This window comes from Shewanella sp. S23-S33 (assembly GCF_043359565.1).
Taxonomy (GTDB): domain Bacteria; phylum Pseudomonadota; class Gammaproteobacteria; order Enterobacterales; family Shewanellaceae; genus Shewanella; species Shewanella oncorhynchi.
Window position 1 is genome coordinate 35,300 of sequence record NZ_JBHFFD010000038.1, and the last position, 19,747, is coordinate 55,046.

Sequence of the window (19,747 nt, forward strand, 5' to 3'; positions counted from 1 at the left end):
GCCATTTATAATGGCTCGTATGAGGCTCCTCATGCGAGCCATTTTTATTTAGGGAAGTGAATAATGCATAATGCGTCAGACATACAAAGTGCTTTAGTGCCTATGGTGATCGAACAGACTGCTAAGGGTGAACGCTCATACGATATTTATTCTCGTTTGTTGAAAGAGCGGATTATCTTTTTGGTAGGTCAAGTTGAAGAACACATGGCAAACCTTATCGTGGCGCAACTATTATTCTTAGAATCAGAAAGCCCAGATAAAGATATCTTTTTATACATTAACTCCCCAGGTGGCTCTGTCACCGCAGGCATGGCGATTTATGATACCATGCAGTTTATCAAACCGAATGTTAGCACTGTCTGTATCGGCCAAGCCGCTAGTATGGGCGCTTTCTTGTTAGCCGGTGGTGAGAAGGGTAAGCGTCACTGTTTACCAAACTCTCGCGTGATGATCCATCAACCGCTGGGTGGTTTCCAAGGTCAAGCATCAGATATTGCTATTCATGCCAAAGAAATCTTAGGCATTAAAAATAAGCTTAACCTAATGCTAGCTGAACACACAGGTCAACCGCTCGAAGTGATTGAACGCGATACCGATCGTGACAACTTCATGAGTGCAACTCAAGCCGTCGAATATGGCTTAGTTGACTCTGTGATGACGAAACGCGGCTGATTTTTGCTTTTGACTGAGCTATGCTTTGTAAAAGTTAAGCAAATTTAAGACAGGCAGTAGAGCAGACTGCAAATGAGGTAATTAATGGGCGACAACAAAAATAATGGTGACAGCGGTAAATTGCTGTACTGCTCTTTTTGCGGAAAGAGCCAGCATGAAGTCAGAAAACTCATTGCTGGCCCATCAGTGTATGTATGCGACGAATGTGTTGAGTTATGTAACGACATCATTCGTGAAGAGATTAAAGAAATCTCTCCAAAGCGTGATAGCGATAAATTACCGACACCACATGAGTTGCGTGCACATTTAGACGATTATGTTATTGGCCAAGACAGAGCGAAAAAAGTGCTTTCTGTGGCAGTGTATAACCACTATAAGCGTTTAAAAAATGCATCGCCTAAAGATGGTATCGAGCTGGGCAAGAGTAATATTTTGCTTATCGGTCCAACGGGTAGCGGTAAAACCCTACTGGCTGAAACCCTTGCGCGCTCACTCAATGTGCCTTTCACTATGGCAGATGCTACTACGCTGACTGAAGCGGGTTATGTGGGTGAAGACGTTGAAAACATCATTCAAAAGTTGCTGCAAAAGTGCGACTACGATGTTGAGAAGGCGCAGCGTGGTATCGTTTATATCGATGAAATCGATAAAATTAGCCGTAAGTCAGACAATCCATCAATCACCCGTGACGTATCGGGTGAGGGTGTACAGCAAGCACTGCTTAAGCTGATTGAAGGTACTGTTGCCGCGGTTCCACCACAAGGTGGCCGTAAGCATCCACAGCAAGAATTCTTACAAGTCGATACTTCTAAGATCCTGTTTATCTGTGGTGGTGCGTTTGCAGGGCTTGAGAAAGTGATTGAGCAACGTGCGCACGTTGGCTCGGGTATTGGTTTTGGTGCACAGGTGAAAGGCGAGAAAGAGAAAGCGACGATCTCTGAAACCTTATCGCAAGTAGAACCTGGCGATTTAGTCAAATACGGTTTAATCCCTGAGTTTATTGGTCGTCTGCCAGTGGTTGCGACTCTGACTGAGCTGGATGAAGAGGCTTTAGTACAAATTCTATCTCAACCTAAAAATGCCCTAACTAAGCAATACAGTGCGTTATTTGAGATGGAAGGGGTTGAGCTTGAGTTCCGCGAAGATGCGCTTAAAGCGATTGCTCACAAAGCCATGTCTCGCAAGACAGGTGCCCGTGGTCTACGCTCCATCGTTGAAAGTATTCTGCTGGATACTATGTACGATATCCCATCCGTTGACGGTGTGGTGAAGGCCGTTGTGGATGAATCAGTCGTGAAAGGGGAATCTGCCCCAATCTTGATTTACGAGCACAATGAGGCCCAAGTGGCATCAGGCGAACAATAATTGTACTGATCGCTAATAAACTGAAAAACAAGGAGTCCAATGGACTCCTTTTTTCGTATTAGCCATTGAAACTCCATAAAGCGTCCCAATATACTCCAGTATTAATCCATTTCACCAAAACGGAATCGAACTATGACCCAAGAGCGTGAAGCGCATATCGAACTCCCCGTGCTGCCACTGCGAGATGTGGTGGTCTATCCCCATATGGTAATTCCGTTATTTGTCGGACGAGAAAAATCTATTCGATGTCTCGAAACGGCAATGGCGCAGGATAAGCAAATTATTTTAGTGGCGCAGCGTGATGCCGAGCTCGATGAACCATCAAAAGATGACATCTTCGAAGTGGGTACGGTTGCCTCTATTTTACAGTTACTTAAGCTGCCAGACGGTACAGTCAAAGTGCTGGTTGAAGGCGGTCGTCGCGCCCGTATTACCCGTTATACCCAAGAAACAGAATTCTTTGTGGCTAAAGCTGAGTATCTGGAATCAGAACCGCTGGAAGACAAAGAAGAAGAAGTGTTAGTGCGCAGTGCTATTGGTCAGTTTGAAGGTTATATCAAGCTGAACAAAAAGATCCCGCCAGAAGTCTTGACCTCTTTATCGGGTATCGATGAAGCGGCGCGTCTGGCCGATACTATGGCCGCACACATGCCACTTAAGCTTGAAGATAAGCAATCTGTGCTTGAGATGGTCAACGTCGGCGAACGTCTGGAATATCTAATGGCGATGATGGAATCGGAGATCGACCTATTACAGGTTGAGAAACGTATCCGGACTCGCGTTAAAAAACAGATGGAAAAGAGTCAGCGTGAGTACTATCTGAACGAACAGATGAAAGCCATCCAGAAAGAACTGGGTGACTTAGATGAGGGCCATGACGAATTTGAAGCCTTAAATCGTAAGATTGAAGAGGCTAATATGCCCGCTGAGGCGAAAGAGAAAGCCCTCGCCGAGCTTAACAAGTTACGCATGATGTCACCAATGTCGGCTGAAGCGACGGTGGTTCGCAGTTATGTCGATTGGATGACGGCTGTGCCTTGGCGCCAACGCTCTAAAATCAAACGTGATTTAGCCAAAGCCCAAGAAGTACTCGATACCGATCATTTTGGTCTTGAAAAAGTCAAAGAACGTATCTTGGAATATTTGGCAGTCCAAAGCCGAGTGCGTCAGCTTAAAGGGCCAATCCTGTGTTTAGTGGGGCCACCAGGTGTGGGTAAAACCTCGCTAGGTCAATCGATCGCTAAGGCGACCGGTCGTAAGTATGTGCGTGTTGCCCTCGGTGGTGTGCGTGATGAAGCGGAAATCCGTGGTCATCGCCGTACTTACATTGGGTCTATGCCGGGTAAAGTCATTCAAAAGATGGCTAAAGTCGGCGTGAAAAACCCGTTATTCTTGCTTGATGAAATCGACAAGATGAGTTCTGATATGCGCGGCGATCCGGCTTCTGCTTTATTAGAAGTGTTAGATCCTGAGCAAAATGCGACCTTTAACGATCATTACCTCGAAGTCGATTACGACCTATCCGATGTGATGTTTGTTGCAACGTCAAACTCCATGGATATTCCTGGGCCACTACTTGACCGTATGGAAGTCATTCGTTTATCGGGTTACACCGAAGACGAGAAACTGAATATTGCTAAGCAACATTTGCTGAATAAGCAAATCGAGCGCAATGGTTTAAAAGCCACTGAAATTAAAGTCGATGATAGTGCTATCGTTGGCATTATCCGTTATTACACCCGTGAAGCGGGTGTGCGTTCACTCGAGCGTGAATTGTCTAAGATTTGCCGTAAAGTCGTGAAAATGATTTTGCTCGATAAGTCGGTAAAGTCTGTGACTGTCAACCAAGAGAATCTTAAGTCTTTCCTTGGCGTGCAGCGCTTTGATTACGGCAAAGCCGAGTCTAAGAACCAAATCGGTCAAGTGACTGGCTTAGCTTGGACTCAAGTGGGCGGTGACTTACTGACGATTGAAGCAACCTCAGTACCAGGTAAAGGGAAGTTAACCTATACCGGTTCCCTTGGCGACGTGATGCAAGAGTCGATTCAAGCAGCGATGACAGTTGTTCGGGCCCGTGCGGAACAATTAGGTATCAATGCGGATTTCTACGAGAAGCGTGATATCCACGTGCATGTGCCAGAAGGTGCGACACCCAAAGATGGTCCATCTGCTGGTGCGGCTATGTGTACCGCGTTAGTATCAAGCTTAACGGGTAACCCCGTGCGTGCTGATGTGGCCATGACAGGTGAAATAACCTTACGTGGTGAAGTGTTACCTATTGGTGGTTTGAAAGAAAAACTGCTAGCAGCACACCGCGGCGGCATAAAATTGGTGCTTATTCCAAAAGAAAATGAGCGCGATTTGGAAGAAATTCCAGCCAATGTGATTGCTGATTTAGAAATTCGTCCCGTGCGTTGGGTCGATGAAGTGTTAAAACTGGCACTAGAAAGGCCGGTGGAAGGCTTCGAAGTGGTTAAAAACTTGGCATAACGCAAGAAATTGCGCTATCACGTTAAAAAAAATGAAAAAAGGGGCTTAACAAAGCGCAGACCTGTGGTAGCCTAGGTCTGTGGAGAGCCAGCTGCTCCAAGCCCTTGGCGCAACTGGCTTTGAGCTGTATCCAGTTTTAATTCTTTGGTTTTCGAACTCAGCTTGAACTTTGAATTCAAGCTTGTTATAAAAGCCTCCGCAGACCGCTCTAGAGACGGATTTGGTTGCGGCGCAAAAAAATTACATTCAAGGGGATGACATGAACAAATCTGAACTAATCGAGAAAATCGCATCTGGTGCTGACATTTCTAAAGCCGCTGCTGGCCGAGCACTGGATTCTTTTATCGCTGCTGTGACCGAAGGTCTGAAAGAAGGTGATAAAATTTCTCTTGTTGGTTTTGGTACTTTTGAAGTGCGTGAACGCGCTGAGCGTACTGGTCGCAACCCACAAACGGGTGAAGAAATCAAAATCGCAGCAGCTAAAATTCCTGCATTCAAAGCTGGTAAAGCACTGAAAGACGCTGTTAATTAATCATTAATATCGTAGCCTTTGTAAGGCGTTCGTAATGACAAGCACTGTTTATCAGTGCTTTTTACGAATTGAAAGTAATGGAATATGAAGCTTAATTTCTACCATTACTCGGGGTTTTAGAATTTACCAGTGGTAGCGTCTGAATATTCCCCATAAATTACAGAAAGGCGCATCTCAACCTGATGCGCCTTTTTATTTTGTTAATCGCAACAAGCGAGAAATCTGATGTTAGAAAAGATCCGCGATGGTTCGCAAGGCGTGATTGCTAAAGGCATTCTCGTACTTGTGATTTTATCTTTTGCATTTGCAGGAGTCAGTAGTTACTTAGGTTCAACAACTGATGTGCCTGCGGCAGAAGTGAACGGTGACAAGATCACTAAAGCCGAGCTAGAGCAGGCGTACCAGAGCGAGCGCTCTCGCATGGAGCAACAGCTAGGTGAAATGTTTGCTGCGTTATCTGCTGACGAAAAATACTTACAAAGCATTAAGCAGAGCGTATTAGAACGCTTAGTGGCTGACAAGTTGATAGATCAAGCTGCTAAGGCTATGGGTCTACGTGTATCTGACGAGCAAATTGTTGCTGCAATGAGAGCTGAACCGGCATTTCAAACTGATGGCAAATTTGATAACGATCGTTATCAGGCGATTCTGCGTCAGTTAGGTTATCAGCCACAGACTTTCAGAGACATGATGCGTGTCGATATGACCCGTCGTCAGTTAACTGCAGCCCTTGTGGGTACTGAATTCGTGTTACCTGGCGAAGCTAAGCAATTGGCTGAGTTACAAGGCCAAACCCGTGATGTGCGCTATGTTATTGTCGATTCTGCACCATTCTTAGCGACAGCGGTTGTGACTGACGAGCAAGTGAAAAACTATTACGACGCAAACCAAGGGCAGTTTATGAGCCCTGAGATGGTGAGCTTAGAATATGTTGAACTGAATGCTGCTGATTTTGCTAAAAATAATCCAGTTTCTGATGAAGAAGCACAAACGTATTACGAAGAACATAAAGCACAATATGTTTCTAACGAGAAGCGTCTTGCCGCGCATATTTTGGTTATGCCAGGTAACGATGAAGCGGCAGCAAAAGCCAAGGCTGAAGATCTCGCTAAGCAATTAGATAGCGGTGCCGATTTTGCTGATCTGGCTAAAGCTAACTCTGATGATACTTTGAGTGCAGAGCAGGGCGGTAAACTGGATTGGTTTGAACCTGGTGTAATGGACCCCGCATTTGATGCCGCTTTATTTGCATTAAATAAAGGCCAACATTCTGCGGTGGTTAAAACAGACTTTGGTTTCCACATTATCAAGCTATTAGATGTGCAATCTGGCGCGACTGTACCGTTTGCTGATGTGAAAGCTAAGATAGTGGCTCAATTGCAAGATAAGAAAGCGGTTGACCAGTTCTATAGCTTACAAAGTAAATTAGCGGATACCAGCTATGAAGTGCCAGATACACTATCTGAAACCGCAAAAGCTGTTGGCGTTGATGTTAAGACTACAGCACTGTTTTCTCGCGATAACGCACCTGCTGAGCTAAACAAGCCTGACTTAGTTAAAGCGGCCTTCTCTGAAACTGTGATGCTGAAAGGTTTAAACAGTGAAGTGATTGAGCTTGAACCTAACCATGTGGTTGTTATCCGAGTGAAAGAACATCACGATGCGGGCACTTTGGCCTTAGCTGAAGTGAAAGCCAACATCACTGAGCGCTTAAAGCAAGACCAAGCAAACGAAGCCGCCCGTGCAAAAGCACAGGAACTGATGGCACAAGTTAAAGCGGGTGCAACTGATCTTGGTTTAGTGTCTAAAGCGAAACTAGGCCGTGGCGCGCAAGACGTTGATGCTGCGATTGTAGGCAAAGCGTTCCAAATGCCAACACCAAGTACAACTCCTGTTGTCGATACCGTTGGTTTAGCAAACGGTTATGCTGTGGTTGCACTGGATAAAGTCAATGCTGCAGAAGGCGTGAGTGATGAGCTAGTTAATGCACTTAAACAACGTCTGAACGCACAATACAGTGAAGCAGACTACCGTGGCTTGATCGATTCGCTTAAAGCCAATGCCAAGGTGCTTTACCCTGTAGAAGAATAATTTCAGTGAGGATAGCGAGTTATTAAATTTACTATCCGACTGATTAAATAGAAAAGGCCAAGTGAGTTCACTTGGCCTTTTTGTTTTTTTAATTCGATAAAGTTTACCAATGAAGTTCGAAAGATATCTGCTATAGCAACACTGTCAGACTCCATATTCCATTACTTCAATCGCCACGTTACTGAATTGAATGGTTAATCATCAACGCCAATCATTACGCTGCTGGCTTTGATGAGGGCATAAGCCGAATCACCCACTTTGAGCCCTAGGCGCTCACAGGAAGCTTTAGTCACCACAGAGGTCAGTACGACACCGGGTGCAAGTTCGATTGTTACTTCATTGTTTACAGCGCCCATTTCTATGGATTTGATTGTACCGCTGAGGGTGTTTCTTGCGCTAATTTTCATTGATTTTCCTTATTGAGGGATTATTAGGGGTCAACTGCAGCTAGTGTAGCGCATCTTAATCTGGGAGTTATAAATAAAAACGCCACTAAAAAGTGGCGTTTAACGTTTGTGATAAGCAGTGATTCGCTATCGAGTTGATTAGAGTTCGATAACGTCAAATTCAACGTATGGGTTAACGTCGGCATCGTAATCAATGCCTTCGATACCAAAACCAAATAACTTAATAAATTCAGCTTTGTATTCACGGTAATCAGTCAATTCTGATAAGTTTTCTGTGGTCACTTGTGGCCACAAATTACGGCAGTGTTGCTGAATATCTTCACGCAGTTCCCAGTCATCTAAACGTAAGCGATTATCACTGTCTGTCTCAGGTTTTGCACCATCGGCACGGAATAGGCGCTCACTGAATAAGCGATAGATTTGCTCCATACAACCTTCATGGAGACCTTCCTGACGCATTTTCTTGAATACCATAGCGATATATAAAGGCATGACAGGAATGGCCGAACTCGCTTGAGTCACAACGCTCTTTAGCACTGCAACATTTGCGCTGCCGCCAGTGGCTGACAGTTGTTCATTTAACGCTTTTGCTGCGCGGTCCAGATCCATCTTGGCCTTGCCAAGGGCGCCGTGCCAGTAAATTGGCCACGTCAGTTCTGTTCCTATATAGCTATAGGCTACGGTTTTGCATTTATCGGCTAATACACCGGCTTCAGATAAGGCTTTGATCCACAGTTCCCAATCTTCGCCGCCCATAACAGTGACAGTATCGGCAATTTCTTGCTCAGTTGCTGGCTCAACGGTGGCTTCAATGATGCAGTCTTTATTGGTATCAACGGCAGTTGCTGTGTAAGTTTCGCCAATGGGTTTTAAAGCTGATCGGATAAGCTCACCTGAATCAGGGAGTTTGCGCACTGGTGATGCCAGTGAGTAAACAACCATGTCAATTTCACCAAGATCTTGCTTGATAAGCTCGATGACTTTTTGTTTAGCTTCATGGCTAAAGGCATCGCCGTTAATACTTTTAGAATATAAACCTTCCGCTTTAGCAAATTTGTCGAAAGCGGCAGAGTTGTACCAACCTGCAGTACCTGGTTTCGCTTCAGTACCTGGCTTTTCGAAGAACACGCCAATCGTTGCGGCATCGCTACCAAAAGCGGCTGCGATACGTGAAGACAGACCATAGCCACTTGATGAACCGACTACTAATACCTTTTTCGGGCCGTTAGCGATCTTGCCTTTTGCTTTAGTTAAGGTGATTTGTTCTTGAACGTTTACTTCACAACCGACAGGGTGTGTAGTGGTACAAATGAATCCACGAATTTTTGGTTTGATAATCATGTTTAAGCTTCTTCTATCAAAATGACCAATAGGATAAATATTTCGGCGGGTAAATGGCACCTATTTTTAGCCAATTCACCAGATTATTTAAGTGGTTGGAGCAGTTTAGCGTTTGTGAACAAACAGACTCTGCTCTTGGACCAACCTCTGAGTGTATTCATGTTTTGGTGAGTTAAATATTTGTTCTGTATCAGATTTTTCAACCATTACACCTTTGTGCAGTACCATAATTTTATCGCTGACATGGCGAATAATATTGAGATTATGGGACACGAAGATATAAGACAAGCCGAGATCTTTTTGCAGTTTTAACAGCAAATTAAGAATTTGCGAACGCACCGAAAGGTCCAGAGCGGTTAAGGCTTCATCGGCAATGATAATTTTAGGATTGAGCATTAAGGCTCGTGCTACTGCGACTCGTTGTTTTTGCCCTTCGGAAATCATGTGCGGATAAAACTCCGCGTGCTCGGGTAATAAACCTACTTTTCGTAAGGTATCGACCACTTGGGTGTGCCGCGATTGCGCAGACATTTGGGTGTTGAAACGCAGCGGCTCATCGAGCAATTGACCAATCGTTAGGCGCGGGTTCAGTGAAGTATTCGGATCTTGGAAAATCATCCGAATTAAGCGGCATCTTTGCTTCACATTGCGGCTGTCTAAGGCTTCACCTTCGAAAAAAATCTCGCCGCCGCTGCGGGGCTCTGCACCGACTAAAATGCGGGCGAGGGTACTTTTACCTGAACCCGCCTCACCCACTATCGCTAAGGTTTCACCGCGTTCGAGTTCAAAGGATACGGGCGCTAATGCATCGTTATATTGGCGGGAAAAGCCCTTATAACCAGTATCATATCTTTTATAAAGGTCATTAACTTTAAGCAGTGGGGTCGTCATTATGGGTTTCGCCGTGATAAGGGAAATGACAGGCAAAATAGCGGTCTTTGATATGACTCAAATTTGGCTGATTAACGCATTTTTTTTGTGCTTCAGGGCAGCGTGGCCCTAAACGGCAACCAATAGGCAAATGCTGTAAGGCGGGCGCAGAACCCGGTAGGGTAGGCATAATCGCCTTGTGACCACCTGAGCCTGAATAGTCGGGCATATTTTCGAGTAACGCCTTAGTGTAAGGATGATAAGGCTGCTTAATCACTTCGTCCGTCGGCCCAGATTCCATGACTTGACCGCAATAGAGCACGGATAAGTGATCGCACCATTGGGCTAAGGTTTCCAGCTCGTGGCTGATCAATAGAATCGATACGTTTTGTAATTGATTTAATTGGGATAATAATCTGAAAATTTGCGCCTGAGTGCTGAGCTCCATCGAGCTTGTGGGTTCGTCTGCAATCAATAGGCGAGGCTGGTTAGCAACCGCCATCGCAATCATCACCTTTTGGCATTCGCCTTCGGATAATTCCCATGCGTAGCTAGACATCACCTGCCGCGGATTCTTGATCCCGACTTTATGCAGCCATTTCTGTGCTGTAAGTCTTGCATGCCTGCGCCGTTGCCAAAAATAGGCGCTAGGATTTTTAGGCATAGCTTGCATTAACTGACTGCCGACGGTTTGTGCTGGATCTAAGCTGCCAGACGGATCTTGGAAGATCATCGCCATGTCTGAACCCATCAGATTACGGCGCTCTTTTGAGCTCATGGCCATCAAGTTATTGCCATCCCACATCATGCGGTCTGCTGTGATAGTCCAGTTAGGGCCGGGGATGCCTAAAATTGCTCTGGCTAACAAACTTCGTCCTGAGCCAGATTCACCGACTAGCCCATGAATTTCGCCCGCATTGAGCGTTAAGCTGACTTTTTCTAGCGCCCGCACTCTACCGTGGGGCGTATCGAGTTCAATCGTTAGATTTCGTACGTCGAGTAAGGGCATAAGTTAGTTTCTGATGGGCGCAAGCGCCGACCGTAGGCCATCGCCAACCAAGTTAATGGAAAGCACACTGAAAAGAATCGCTAAGCCTGGGATAGTTACGGCCCAAGGCGCTGTTAGTAAATTATCCATTCCTTGGGCGACCATAGCGCCCCATTCTGGACTCGGCGCCTGTGCGCCCAAGCTTAAAAAACCCAGGGCAGCGATATCTAAAATAGCAGCTGAAATGGCAAGTGTGGTTTGAATAATCACCACTTCCCACACGTTTGGCATAATGACATACCAAAAAATTTGCATCGAGTTAGCGCCGTCTAAACGCGCGGCTGTGACATATTCTTTTTGTAATTCTTCATGCACTGACTGGTGTATGGAGCGCACAAATTGTGGGGTTAAGGCTATCCCGACGGCCCAGAACACATTTTCAAGCCCTGGTCCCATTACAGCAACTACTAAAATGGCCATTAATAATGAAGGAATCGATAATAGCGCGTCGAGTAAGTGCCCGAGAATACTGGATTTTAAGCCCCGCATCATGCCCGACAACGACCCTATGATAAAGCCTGTGAATAATGCGGTAACGACGATCAGCAGCGCCATGCCAAAGGTCAAGTGCGCGCCGTGTAATAATCGGCTAAAAATATCGCGGCCGAGATCGTCAGTCCCTAAAAAGTGCGCCACTGTCCCTGAAGGGTCCCAAGAGGGTGGTAACAGCAAGGCTCTTGGATCTTGTGCCTCTGGTGGGAAGGGCGCAATCATAGGGCCAAACAGGGTTAGCAAGAGCAGAAATGCAATCGTCCACAGACCCGCTAAGGCGAAAGGATTAGCCGAAAAGTTAATCCAAACCCGCATAGTCGGAGAGGCAATTTGATCTTCTTGATAAATTTTAACTGGTGGCATAAAGGTCTTTTCTGCTCAGTGGATTAAAGGCTGTGTGCAGCACTTCAATCAAGATACTTAGGAAGATAATCAATAGGGCCACGGCCAAAATCCCACCTTGGATAACAGTATAGTCCCGTTGGTAAATCCCTGAAACCAGCCAAGATCCTACACCAGGCCAAGAGAAAATCATTTCAACCACTATGGCATAACTGGCAAATGAGCCAAGCATTAGCCCTAAATGTTTAAGTACGGGGATCAGCGCATTGGGCAGGGCGTGGCGTAGTATAATCGTGCCAGTATGCATGCCTCTGGCTTCGGCGGCGCGGATAAAGGTTTGATTCATCACATTCACCATTGCCGAACGGGTGCTACGAACCACTACAGTAAAAGGTAACACGGCCAGGGTTGTGGCAGGCAAAATGATATGCAGCAGGGCATCTTTAAATGCCGACATGCCGTATTCAGACTCTGACAACAAGGTATCCACTAGCATAAAGCCAGTGACGGGCTTGATTTCATAGAGCAAATTGATTTGTCCAGAAATTGGTAACCAACCAAGATCGACGCCAAACCAAAGCGAAAGATACAGACCTAACCAGAATACGGGTACAGAGTAGCCCGTTAGGGTAATCGCCATAATGGTATTTTGGGTGAGCTTATGTTGACTCTGGGAGGCGAGCACGCCTAAGGGCACGCCCAAGCAAATTGCGATAATGCCCGCCATCACAGCAAGTTCGAAGGAGGCGGGCAGGACGGCACTGAGTTCTTCGGCGACTTCTTGATGTGACGTGACTGAAATCCCTAAATTACCGCTAAGCCTTTGTTGTAGGTAAGCGATAAATTGCCACGCTTGGTTTTTATCTAATTTGTAGTCTTGTTCTATTTGAACCAGTTGGGTCGCCGTCGGTGTATGTATGCCAGTGAGTGCATAGGTGCGCTCAACTGGAAACAAGCCTGTAGCGTAAAATAAGACACCCACCATGACTAACGAAGTAGCAAGAAATAAATTGAGGCGACGCAGTAGGTATGTAAACATTAATTCGCCTCCTGTGGTGCTTGGCTAGTATGGGTGAAGGAAATCCCACCAAAAGGCGTAAGCTGCATATCCTTGATATCACTGCGAGTTAACGCTACACGTTTGGCATGGGCCAGACTCAGCATAGGTACTTGTTCAGCTAAAAAGGCTTCTGCTTGTTGATAAATCACTTTACGTTCCGCTTGATCTGATACTTCCCTTGCGCTGTTTAAGATGGCATCAAACTCAGGGTTACACCAGCGAGAACGATTGTTGTTTGATTGCATTGCTGCGCAGCTCAGCAGCGGATTAAAAAAGTTATCGGGATCGCTGTTATCAGCATTCCAGCCAATCAGCACAGAATCATAGTCGTCGCGGCTCAGTCTCTGATTAAATACGCTCCAATCGTAACTGACGATATTCACTTTTACGCCGATGTTTGCTAAATCGGATTGAATTAATTCGGCCGTTTTCAACGAATTGGGGTTATAAGCGCGGGCAACCGGTATGGCCCAAATATTGATGCTGAGATTTTTTATACCAGCTTCTTTTAATAGGTCGCGTGCTTTTTGCGGATTGTAATCGACAAGTCCTTTGTTATTTTCGTAGGCCCATGATGCTGGCGGCAGAACGCCGGTGGCTTCAATGGCAGTATTTTGATAAACCGCTCGCAGGATATTTTGTTTATCAACAGCATAGGCCAGTGCACGACGTACGCGAACATCATCTAACGGTGGCTTTTGCGTATTAAAGGCCCAAAATGCCACGTTAAGCCCTGGTTGTGATTCGATGTTTAATTCTTGATGCTGTTTAATAACAGGCAGTTCACCTGCTTTGGGCAGCGCAGAAACGCTGCAATCTCCTGCGATAAGCTTAGCGAGCCTAACTGTACTTTTGGGTGTGATATCAAATACCAGCATATCGATTTTTGCTGGCTCTCCCCAAAAATCGGGATTACGGCGATAGCGGATATATTCGTTTTTAGCGTATTGCACTAAGGTGAACGGTCCTGTACCAATGGCAAAGTGGTCGACGTTTTCAGGATGACCTAAAGCTAACTGCTGCTGCGCGTATTCGTTGGATAAGATCACCGCAAAGTCGGTGGCTAAATTCGACAGAAAAGAAGCGTCTTTGCGGGTTAAGTAAAAGACCACTTCATGATCGTTTATCTTCTCTATCCCTTTAACTTGCTGAGAAAAGCCAATACTTTGGAAGAAGGGATAACCCGTGCGGGAGACAAAATGATAAGGATGCTGGGTATCGATAATACGATTAAAGGAGAACAACACATCGTCGGCATTAAAGGGGCGAGTTGGGTAAAAACGCTTTGAATGCTGGAACTGCACGTTTTCCCTGAGAGTGAAGCGATAGCTTAAGCCATCATCAGACATGGCCCAACTCGTCGCCAAGGCAGGGACAAGCTTGCCTGACTGGGTGTCATAATCCACTAGGCGACTATAAATTTGATGCGAGGTGGCATCGATTGTCGTGCCAGATGTCACCAATTGTGGATTAAAAGACTCAGGGTTCCCTTCGGAGCAATACACCAAACCAGAAGGGAGTCGTTGGGGGCCACACGCGACCAACAACCAACTCATGCAAGAAACTGCAGTTGTTAGGCACAGGCGTCTAATTAGCACACTCATTTATAAATCATTATTTTATCGACTATGAACGGCTATTTTAGCAGTGCATCTCCCCCGTGGGCAATCTGCTTATGCTTTATCAAGTAAATTGTATTTTTTAAGGATGCCACGCAGTTGGTGGTAGCTTAATCCGAGCATGTCGGCGGTTTTCTTTTGGTTGTATTGGCTGCTTGAGAGTGCCTGCTGGATAAGATCCATCTCAAACTTCTCAGTTTGCTCTTTAAAATCCAGCGGAAAATTAAAGTTATGCACTGAAGACTCAGTATTGGCGGGTACTTCAGTCTCAAGTATCGGCGCAGATTGCGACGTACTGGCAACGGTTGTTGGCGCGACTGAGGTGATTTGACGTTCGCGGGTCTTGATCCGCGTTTGGGGCCGATACGGTGAAGCAAAGGGATCGAGGGTGATATGATCGATGGGTCTATTTTCACCACCATTACGGTAAACGCTGCGCTCGACTACGTTTTTAAGTTCACGGATATTACCCGGCCAGTCGTGGGTCATTAATTGCTCGACCGCATGGGCGCTGAAACCGCTGAACAGCTGCAGTTTTAATTGGCGCGCCATGCCAACGGCGAAATATTCCGCCAGCGTCATTATGTCTTCTGGGCGGCAACGCAGTGGTGGCAGAGTAATTACATCGAAGGCGAGTCTATCGAGCAAGTCGGCACGAAATTCGCCTGCGTCAGCAAGTGATGGTAAATCTTCGTTGGCGGCGCAGATTAAACGAACATCAGCCTGCACGGTTTTACTGCCGCCGACCCGCTCAAATTCGCCATATTCAATGACGCGCAGGAGCTTTTCTTGGATAAGTCCTGAGGTGTTGGCTAATTCGTCGAGGAATAAGGTGCCGCCGTCGGCGCGCTCAAAGCGGCCTTCGTGTTTGCCTTTGGCGCCAGTAAAGGCTCCTGACTCATGGCCAAATAATTCACTCTCGAGTAAATTTTCACTCAAAGATGAACAGTTTAGCTTAATAAAACTTTGATCCCAGCGCTTAGACAGATAATGTAAGCGTTCGGCAATAAGCTCTTTACCAGTGCCACGTTCACCAATAATCAGTACGGGTTTAGACAGAGGCGCTATTTGCGACACATGTTCTAACACTTCGAGTAGGGCGTTAGATTGACCGATAAGGTTGTCTTGCTGAAATTTATTATCCACGATATTTTTTAGTCTTTCGCGCTAAAATTTGGTGAAAATGATAATAAGTGGCTTGAAGCGTAAAAGGAAGTAAAAGTTAATATTTTGTTTAAGTTGTTGTATTTAAATAATAAGTAAAAGTTGGCACGGTTAGTGTATTACCTTGTACGAGACCAACATCAATTTGAGGATAGGATTATGGGAATTTTCTCTCGTTTCGCCGATATCATTAACTCTAATATCAGCGCATTGCTGGATAAAGCCGAAGACCCAGAAAAAATGGTTCGACTGATTATCCAAGAAATGGAAGACACACTCGTTGAAGTGCGTTCTACCTCAGCTAAAGTGTTAGCTGAAAAGAAAGAGCTGCAACGTCGTATCAACCGCGTGTTAGAGCAAGTGCAAGATTGGCAAGATAAGGCTGAACTGGCACTGTCCAAAGACCGTGAAGATTTAGCGAAAGCCGCTTTAGTTGAAAAACAAAAAGCGACCGGTTTAGCCGATACGCTGAATCAAGAGTTAGCTGTTATCGATGAACATATCGCACGTTTGAAAGATGAAGTGGGTATGTTGCAAGAAAAGCTGCTCGATGCAAAAGCGCGTCAAAAGACCATTATTTTGCGCACTCAAACCGCGTCATCACGCTTAGAAGTGAAAAAGCAGCTAGATTCAAGCAAGATCGACAATGCTATGCTCAAGTTTGAGCAATATGAGCGCCGTGTCGAAGGCTTAGAAGCCCAAGTTGAATCTTACGATCTTGGCAGCAAGAAGACCTTAGCCGATGAGTTTGCGGCGCTAGAAGCGGAAGATTCTGTGAATGCAGAACTGGCAGCGCTCAAAGCCAAGGTAAAAGGTAAAGCGCCAACTAAGTCAAAAGAATAACAATTCAGAGGTGAGTTATGGATATGGACGTGCTAATGGCGCCGATTATTATTTTCATGGTGATAGTCGCGCCAATATGGTTAGTTCTTCATTATCGCAGTAAGCGACAAGTGAGCCAGGGACTCACTGAGGAAGAGTTTTCACAACTCAATGATTTGATATCCAAGGCCGATAAAATGGCGGCGCGTATCGAGACCTTAGAGGCCATTCTGGATACAGAATCGCCCGAATGGAGGGGGAAACATGAGAGGATCTAATGGCCGTACTTTGTACCGCATTCCCCAGTCAGGCAAAATAGCGGGTGTATGTGCAGGGATTGCCGAGTACTTTGCGATTGAAACTTGGTTAGTGCGAGTGCTGACTGTGTCTATCTTCTTACTCGGCGGCTCAGGTGTGGTATTTATCATCTATGTCGCTTTGTGGGTGATTTTAGACATCAAGCCGCAAAAGCATTACGATAGAGACGATATCGAGGTGAAGAAGAAGCCGTGGCAGTCGGGAGAACCCGCAAAGCAAGCGCTAAGCGACGTGAGTCGTCAATTTCGAAGTCTAGAAGTTAGGCTACAAAATTTAGAACGCCATGTCACCTCTGACAACTTTGATTTAAAAAGACAAATCAATAGTTTGTAACCCTTCTAAAGGGCGGCCATGTCCGCCCTTGTTGCTTAATCTCTGCTCCATTCCAGTGTATAGTCAACATCACTTGACATAAGTTAACATCATTCGACATAAGGGAAGTCTCTATGGGAATGCTTGATGCCTCGCTCCATAAATTAACCCAAAAGGGCCAATCCCTGTTACATCGCACCGCGGACCGGCATTTACGTTTGGCCGTGACTGGGCTTTCTGGTGCAGGAAAAACAGCGTTTATTACGGGGTTAGTCAATCAGTTACTCAATTCTGGACCTGTCTCAACCTTACCTCACGCACGTAACAACAGCGCTTTGCCACTGTGGCAGGTGAGCCGCGATCAGCGTTTACTCGGTGTTAAGCGTGCCATGCAGCCGGATCTTGAAATCGCTAGTTTTGATTATCAAGGCGCCATGTTAGCGCTCACTTCCGAACCTGCGACTTGGCCAGCCTCTACCCGTACTATTTCTGAGTTACGATTGGCTATTAAATACCAACCTAAGAAAGGCTTACTGGCCAAGTTTTCTGATACCGCCACCTTGTATTTGGATATAGTCGATTATCCTGGCGAATGGTTACTCGATTTACCTATGCTGCGCCAAGACTTTGTAACTTGGTGTCGCGCTCAACAAGTTCGCATCGAGAATCTTAAAAGCTCACCCTTGTATGCTGAGTTTGAGCAATCTTTGACATCATTGGATTTAGCCGCCAGCGCCGATGAGCAGCAATTAAAGCAGATTGCCGATCAATATCAGCTATTACTCAATGATTTAGTGCACGTGCAAGGTTATTACCAAGCGCAACCTGGGCGCATGTTATTGCCGGGTGAATGGCAGGGGGCTCCCTTATTGGCTTTTTTCCCCCTGTTATTGGTTAATGATGAAAAGTTTGCTGAGCTTTCGCAAAGCGATAAACACAGTGGATTCCATGTACTGGAAAAACGCTATCAAGAATACGTGGCTAAAGTGGTTAAGCCTTTCTATAAAAACCACTTTGCCGGTTTTGATCGGCAGTTAGTACTCGTTGACTGTTTTAGTGCGTTGAATCGCGGTAAAAAGCAATTTGAGGATATGGGCGCAGCGCTCAATGCCATTATGGAAAGCTTTCAGTTTGGCCAATCGAGTTATTTACGGCGTTTATTTTCCCCCCGCATCGACCGTTTGTTGTTTGCCGCGAGCAAGGTTGACCATGTGACCCGCGATCAGCAGAGCCATGTTTTGTCCCTGCTGACCGATATGTTGAAACACAGCCAGCATTTTGCCAGTTTCGATGGTTGTAAAGTGGAGACGATGGCGATTAGCGCCATCAAGGCGACTCGCCATGGCATGGTGACAACTCAGGACGGTGAGGTCGAAGTCGTGCAGGGGATGGGACTCAACGGTAAAGCCCTGACCTTGTTTCCCGGCGAAGTGCCCACTCGCTTACCTGAAGCGCATTTTTGGCGTGACCAAGGGTTTAACTTTGTCGGCTTTGCACCGCCGAGCAATGCCAATGTTGACCCCTCTCAAGTGCATTTTGACCATATTCGTCTTGATCATTTGCTGCAGTACTTACTGGGAGATAAGTTGGAATGACGTTAAAGCTATCTGATAATCCAAATGAGCAGGCCTCTAATTCCTCTGTACACTCATTTGAGCATAAGGCGCTGAAAAAGCAGCAACTGTTTGACCCACAAATAGTGGAGCTCAAACCTAGCAAAGAGGAGCTCAAAGGGGCGAAAGCCTTTGATCCCCATACGCCAGTGCAAGAAGTGGCTGCTGATATTGAGGAATTGATGGATGAAACGCTGTCATCCCATCCTAAAATGATCGATGCTAAATCGGTATCGCCTCAACTTGTAAAATCACGCCGTTGGTCTTGGCTCGCTCGTCTGGCAGTCGCGAGTTTATTGCTGCTCGTAGTAGTTCAAACAGGATTAGGACTGAGGGATGCTTGGCTTGAGAGCCCTTGGTTGTTCAGTTTTTATGGTGTGGTGCTTGGGGTTGTCAGTGCGTGGGCATTGGCGGGCGCAGTCAGTGAATACCGTAAGCTCAAGCGACTCAAACAGGTCGCCGATACTCAAGAAACAGGTGCAAGGCTAGCGCAGAGCATGCAAATGGGTGAAGCAGACAGCTTTATCGATAATATCGTTTGCCACTATGGCGACAGCCAAGGTTTGCAGCAACTTCGCCGTTCATTAAAAGATGAACATAATGATGCCGAGAAAGTATTGTTATTCGAGGACTTAGTGCTGACTGAGCGGGATGAACTGGCAAAGAAAGTAGTGAGAAGATATGCAGCCGAGTCGGCAGTTTTACTGGCGGCCAGTCCTTTAGCTGTGCTCGATATGGCGATTATCCTCTGGCGTAATCAACGTATGCTGCGAGATGTCGCCCGCTGTTATGGCATTGAACTTGGTTACTGGAGCCGAATTAAACTTATCCGCAGCATTATTATTAATATCATCTACGCGGGCACCACTGAGTTAGTTACCGATTTAGGAACACAGCTGTTATCGGTTGAAATGACAGGTAAATTGTCTGCTCGTTTGGCCCAAGGCTTAGGGGGCGGCATGTTAACAGCGCGCCTTGGATATCAAGCCATGGCGCTGTGTCGGCCGATTGTGTTTAGGGAAGAGCAAAGGCCTAAATTGTCTAAAGTGCATCAGGAATTGTTGATCGAACTTAAGCAGTTTTCAGGCAAGCTGTTTACCAAGGAAGGCCGCGACGCATTAAAAGGCCAGTTCGCCGATGTTGATGATAGGGTATCGCGGTCATCTAAAGATAAGTCTAAAGAGTAGAT

At 46.0% G+C, this 19,747-nt stretch carries 18 protein-coding genes; 10 read left to right on the plus strand and 8 right to left on the minus strand.

The annotated features are described in order from the left end of the window. Positions 1–63: 63 nt before the first annotated feature. The 5 genes from clpP to ACHA99_RS10060 all read left to right on the plus strand — a co-directional run bounded on the left by clpP (position 64) and on the right by ACHA99_RS10060 (position 7,150). Entirely contained in the window at positions 64–672 is a 609-nt protein-coding gene (gene clpP, locus ACHA99_RS10040; protein WP_063883148.1) for an ATP-dependent Clp endopeptidase proteolytic subunit ClpP, read from the plus strand. Positions 673–756: 84 nt separating this feature from the next. Beyond that, entirely contained in the window at positions 757–2,037 is a 1,281-nt protein-coding gene (clpX, locus tag ACHA99_RS10045) for an ATP-dependent protease ATP-binding subunit ClpX (protein WP_028760467.1), read from the plus strand. 132 nt (positions 2,038–2,169) lie between these two features. Continuing rightward, positions 2,170–4,527 carry an endopeptidase La gene (gene lon, locus ACHA99_RS10050; RefSeq protein ID WP_393942517.1) on the plus strand — a complete coding sequence of 786 codons (2,358 nt, stop codon included), beginning with the start codon at positions 2,170–2,172 and terminating at the stop codon, positions 4,525–4,527. A gap of 259 nt (positions 4,528–4,786) precedes the next feature. Beyond that, positions 4,787–5,059: a nucleoid-associated protein HU-beta gene (gene hupB, locus ACHA99_RS10055; protein WP_006081127.1), complete on the plus strand. Its 273-nt coding sequence runs from the start codon at positions 4,787–4,789 to the stop codon at positions 5,057–5,059. Between the two features lie 225 nt (positions 5,060–5,284). Further along, positions 5,285–7,150 (plus strand): SurA N-terminal domain-containing protein, encoded by a 1,866-nt coding sequence (locus ACHA99_RS10060; protein WP_028760465.1) that lies wholly within the window; start codon positions 5,285–5,287, stop codon positions 7,148–7,150. A 194-nt stretch (positions 7,151–7,344) separates the two neighbouring features. Here ACHA99_RS10060 and ACHA99_RS10065 read toward each other — a convergent pair whose 3' ends face one another. The 8 genes from ACHA99_RS10065 to pspF form a co-directional block, all read right to left on the minus strand. Then, positions 7,345–7,557 (minus strand): molybdopterin-binding protein, encoded by a 213-nt coding sequence (locus ACHA99_RS10065; protein WP_006085368.1) that lies wholly within the window; start codon positions 7,555–7,557, stop codon positions 7,345–7,347. 138 nt (positions 7,558–7,695) lie between these two features. Then, entirely contained in the window at positions 7,696–8,898 is a 1,203-nt protein-coding gene (gene fabV, locus ACHA99_RS10070; RefSeq protein ID WP_393942520.1) for an enoyl-ACP reductase FabV, read from the minus strand. Positions 8,899–9,003: 105 nt separating this feature from the next. Next, positions 9,004–9,789, minus strand: coding sequence for an ATP-binding cassette domain-containing protein (locus ACHA99_RS10075; RefSeq protein WP_393942523.1), 786 nt, complete (start codon positions 9,787–9,789; stop codon positions 9,004–9,006). Further along, positions 9,770–10,777 carry an oligopeptide/dipeptide ABC transporter ATP-binding protein gene (locus ACHA99_RS10080; protein WP_028760462.1) on the minus strand — a complete coding sequence of 336 codons (1,008 nt, stop codon included), beginning with the start codon at positions 10,775–10,777 and terminating at the stop codon, positions 9,770–9,772. Before ACHA99_RS10080 ends, ACHA99_RS10075 begins: the two co-directional genes overlap by 20 nt. Before the next feature lie 3 nt (positions 10,778–10,780). Continuing rightward, positions 10,781–11,671 (minus strand): ABC transporter permease subunit, encoded by an 891-nt coding sequence (locus tag ACHA99_RS10085; RefSeq protein WP_105252931.1) that lies wholly within the window; start codon positions 11,669–11,671, stop codon positions 10,781–10,783. Continuing rightward, positions 11,658–12,689 carry an ABC transporter permease subunit gene (locus ACHA99_RS10090; protein WP_028760461.1) on the minus strand — a complete coding sequence of 344 codons (1,032 nt, stop codon included), beginning with the start codon at positions 12,687–12,689 and terminating at the stop codon, positions 11,658–11,660. The genes ACHA99_RS10085 and ACHA99_RS10090 overlap by 14 nt, the downstream gene beginning before the upstream one ends. Then, complete coding sequence (locus tag ACHA99_RS10095; RefSeq protein ID WP_028760460.1) at positions 12,689–14,314, minus strand: ABC transporter substrate-binding protein; 1,626 nt, start codon at positions 14,312–14,314, stop codon at positions 12,689–12,691. Before ACHA99_RS10095 ends, ACHA99_RS10090 begins: the two co-directional genes overlap by 1 nt. A gap of 69 nt (positions 14,315–14,383) precedes the next feature. Then, positions 14,384–15,475, minus strand: a complete 1,092-nt coding sequence (gene pspF, locus ACHA99_RS10100) for a phage shock protein operon transcriptional activator (RefSeq protein WP_393942526.1) — start codon at positions 15,473–15,475, stop codon at positions 14,384–14,386. 177 nt (positions 15,476–15,652) lie between these two features. Between pspF and pspA the strand changes: the two genes are divergently transcribed. The 5 genes from pspA (at position 15,653) to ACHA99_RS10125 (ending at position 19,745) form a co-directional block, all read left to right on the plus strand. Further along, positions 15,653–16,336 (plus strand): phage shock protein PspA, encoded by a 684-nt coding sequence (gene pspA, locus ACHA99_RS10105; RefSeq protein ID WP_006081137.1) that lies wholly within the window; start codon positions 15,653–15,655, stop codon positions 16,334–16,336. A 17-nt stretch (positions 16,337–16,353) separates the two neighbouring features. Next, positions 16,354–16,593, plus strand: a complete 240-nt coding sequence (gene pspB, locus ACHA99_RS10110) for an envelope stress response membrane protein PspB (protein ID WP_006081138.1) — start codon at positions 16,354–16,356, stop codon at positions 16,591–16,593. After that, positions 16,580–16,966, plus strand: a complete 387-nt coding sequence (gene pspC, locus ACHA99_RS10115) for an envelope stress response membrane protein PspC (RefSeq protein WP_028760457.1) — start codon at positions 16,580–16,582, stop codon at positions 16,964–16,966. Before pspB ends, pspC begins: the two co-directional genes overlap by 14 nt. A 113-nt stretch (positions 16,967–17,079) precedes the next feature. After that, positions 17,080–18,540, plus strand: coding sequence for a YcjX family protein (locus tag ACHA99_RS10120; protein WP_393942529.1), 1,461 nt, complete (start codon positions 17,080–17,082; stop codon positions 18,538–18,540). Beyond that, entirely contained in the window at positions 18,537–19,745 is a 1,209-nt protein-coding gene (locus ACHA99_RS10125; protein WP_393942532.1) for a TIGR01620 family protein, read from the plus strand. The genes ACHA99_RS10120 and ACHA99_RS10125 overlap by 4 nt, the downstream gene beginning before the upstream one ends. Positions 19,746–19,747: the final 2 nt, after the last annotated feature.

What these genes read in the sequence shown, in the direction of transcription:
- clpP (WP_063883148.1), top strand. Translation starts at nt 64, where the DNA reads ATGCATAATGCGTCAGACATACAAAGTGCTTTAGTGCCTATGGTGATC.
- clpX (WP_028760467.1), top strand. Translation starts at nt 757, where the DNA reads ATGGGCGACAACAAAAATAATGGTGACAGCGGTAAATTGCTGTACTGC.
- lon (WP_393942517.1), top strand. Translation starts at nt 2,170, where the DNA reads ATGACCCAAGAGCGTGAAGCGCATATCGAACTCCCCGTGCTGCCACTG.
- hupB (WP_006081127.1), top strand. Translation starts at nt 4,787, where the DNA reads ATGAACAAATCTGAACTAATCGAGAAAATCGCATCTGGTGCTGACATT.
- ACHA99_RS10060 (WP_028760465.1), top strand. Translation starts at nt 5,285, where the DNA reads ATGTTAGAAAAGATCCGCGATGGTTCGCAAGGCGTGATTGCTAAAGGC.
- ACHA99_RS10065 (WP_006085368.1), bottom strand. Translation starts at nt 7,557, where the DNA reads ATGAAAATTAGCGCAAGAAACACCCTCAGCGGTACAATCAAATCCATA.
- fabV (WP_393942520.1), bottom strand. Translation starts at nt 8,898, where the DNA reads ATGATTATCAAACCAAAAATTCGTGGATTCATTTGTACCACTACACAC.
- ACHA99_RS10075 (WP_393942523.1), bottom strand. Translation starts at nt 9,789, where the DNA reads ATGACGACCCCACTGCTTAAAGTTAATGACCTTTATAAAAGATATGAT.
- ACHA99_RS10080 (WP_028760462.1), bottom strand. Translation starts at nt 10,777, where the DNA reads ATGCCCTTACTCGACGTACGAAATCTAACGATTGAACTCGATACGCCC.
- ACHA99_RS10085 (WP_105252931.1), bottom strand. Translation starts at nt 11,671, where the DNA reads ATGCCACCAGTTAAAATTTATCAAGAAGATCAAATTGCCTCTCCGACT.
- ACHA99_RS10090 (WP_028760461.1), bottom strand. Translation starts at nt 12,689, where the DNA reads ATGTTTACATACCTACTGCGTCGCCTCAATTTATTTCTTGCTACTTCG.
- ACHA99_RS10095 (WP_028760460.1), bottom strand. Translation starts at nt 14,314, where the DNA reads ATGAGTGTGCTAATTAGACGCCTGTGCCTAACAACTGCAGTTTCTTGC.
- pspA (WP_006081137.1), top strand. Translation starts at nt 15,653, where the DNA reads ATGGGAATTTTCTCTCGTTTCGCCGATATCATTAACTCTAATATCAGC.
- pspB (WP_006081138.1), top strand. Translation starts at nt 16,354, where the DNA reads ATGGATATGGACGTGCTAATGGCGCCGATTATTATTTTCATGGTGATA.
- pspC (WP_028760457.1), top strand. Translation starts at nt 16,580, where the DNA reads ATGAGAGGATCTAATGGCCGTACTTTGTACCGCATTCCCCAGTCAGGC.
- ACHA99_RS10120 (WP_393942529.1), top strand. Translation starts at nt 17,080, where the DNA reads ATGGGAATGCTTGATGCCTCGCTCCATAAATTAACCCAAAAGGGCCAA.
- ACHA99_RS10125 (WP_393942532.1), top strand. Translation starts at nt 18,537, where the DNA reads ATGACGTTAAAGCTATCTGATAATCCAAATGAGCAGGCCTCTAATTCC.